Consider the following 1588-nt stretch of genomic DNA (forward strand, 5'->3'; position numbering starts at 1 on the left):
TTATGGCGTCGGCGGGACGGCAACGGCGGGCGGCGAAGTGAACATCGCCAATGGCGCCGACGGCCGCCGCATCACCGGCCTCGCCGCCGGCTCCAGCGCCACCGATGCCGTCAACGTCAGCCAACTGAACAAGACAGGGCAGGACACCGCGACCGCACTGGGCGGCGGCGCAGCGTTGGATGCGAACACCGGTGCATGGACGGCACCGAGCTACTCCACCAACAGCATCAGCACCACGGGCGCCAACACCGGCCCATTGGTCAGCACCAACGTCGGTGCGGCCCTGACCAACCTCAACACCAGCGTGACCAACACCGCCGCCGTGGCGGTGAAGTACGACGATGCTGCAACCAAGACCCAAGTGACCTTCAACCCGGCCGGCGCAGCGGTGAAATTGACCAACGTCGCAGCCGGTGCCCTGAACGCCACCAGCACCGACGCCGTGAACGGCTCGCAGCTGTTCGCGACCAACCAAACCGTCGACAACCTCGTCAACAACGGCACAGGCATCAAGTACTTCCACAGCAACTCGACTCTGGCTGACAGCAGCGCGACCGGCCAGGACAGCGTGGCCATCGGGCCGCTCGCGAGCGCGACGATTGCCAATAGTGTGGCGCTGGGCGCCAACTCGTCCGCCACGGGCGCGACGTTGGGCAACGCCGCTTATGGCGTCGGCGGGACGGCAACGGCGGGCGGCGAAGTGAACATCGCCAATGGCGCCGACGGCCGCCGCATCACCGGCCTCGCCGCCGGCTCCAGCGCAACCGATGCCGTCAACGTCAGCCAACTGAACAAGGTAGGGCAGGACACCGCGACCGCGTTGGGCGGCGGCGCAACGCTGGATGCGAACACCGGAACCTGGACGGCACCGAGCTATTCGACCAACAGCATCAGCGCCACGGGCGCCAACACCGGTCCGTTGCTCAGCACCAACGTCGGCGCAGCGCTGACCAACCTCAACACCAGCGTGACCAACACCGCCGCCGTGGCCGTGAAGTACGACGATGCCGCGACCAAGACCCAAGTGACCTTCAACCCGGCCGGCACGGCGGTGAAGCTGACCAACGTCGCAGCCGGCGCTCTGAACGCCACCAGCACAGACGCCGTTAACGGCTCGCAACTGTTCGCGACCAACCAGACCGTCGACAGCCTCGTCAACAACGGCGCGGGCATCAAATACTTCCACAGCAACTCGACCCTCGCCGACAGCAGCGCGACCGGCCAGGACAGCGTCGCCATCGGCCCGCTGGCGAGTGCGACCCTTGCCAACGGTGTGGCCCTGGGCTCCAACTCGTCTGCCACGGGCGCGACGCTGGGCAATGCGGCTTACGGTGTCGGCGGGACGGCGACGGCGGGTGGCGAAGTGAACATCGCCAATGGCGCCGACGGCCGTCGCATCACCGGCCTCGCCGCCGGCTCCAGCGCCACCGATGCCGTCAACGTCAGCCAACTGAACAAGGCCGGGCAGGACACCGCGACCGCGCTGGGTGGCGGCGCAGCGTTGGATGCGAACACCGGTGCATGGACGGCACCGAGCTACTCCACCAACAGCATCAGCGCCACAGGCACCAACACCGGCCCGCTGGTC

1 protein-coding gene is annotated in these 1588 nt (G+C 67.6%); it reads left to right on the forward strand.

Annotated elements, in window-relative coordinates:
- Nucleotides 1–1588, forward strand: a 1588-nt coding sequence (locus tag CAG29_RS27995; RefSeq protein ID WP_371916668.1) for a YadA family autotransporter adhesin, incomplete at both ends; no start/stop codon positions are given.

The organism is Pseudomonas sp. B7(2017) (assembly GCF_002112745.1).
GTDB lineage: Bacteria > Pseudomonadota > Gammaproteobacteria > Pseudomonadales > Pseudomonadaceae > Aquipseudomonas > Aquipseudomonas ekonensis.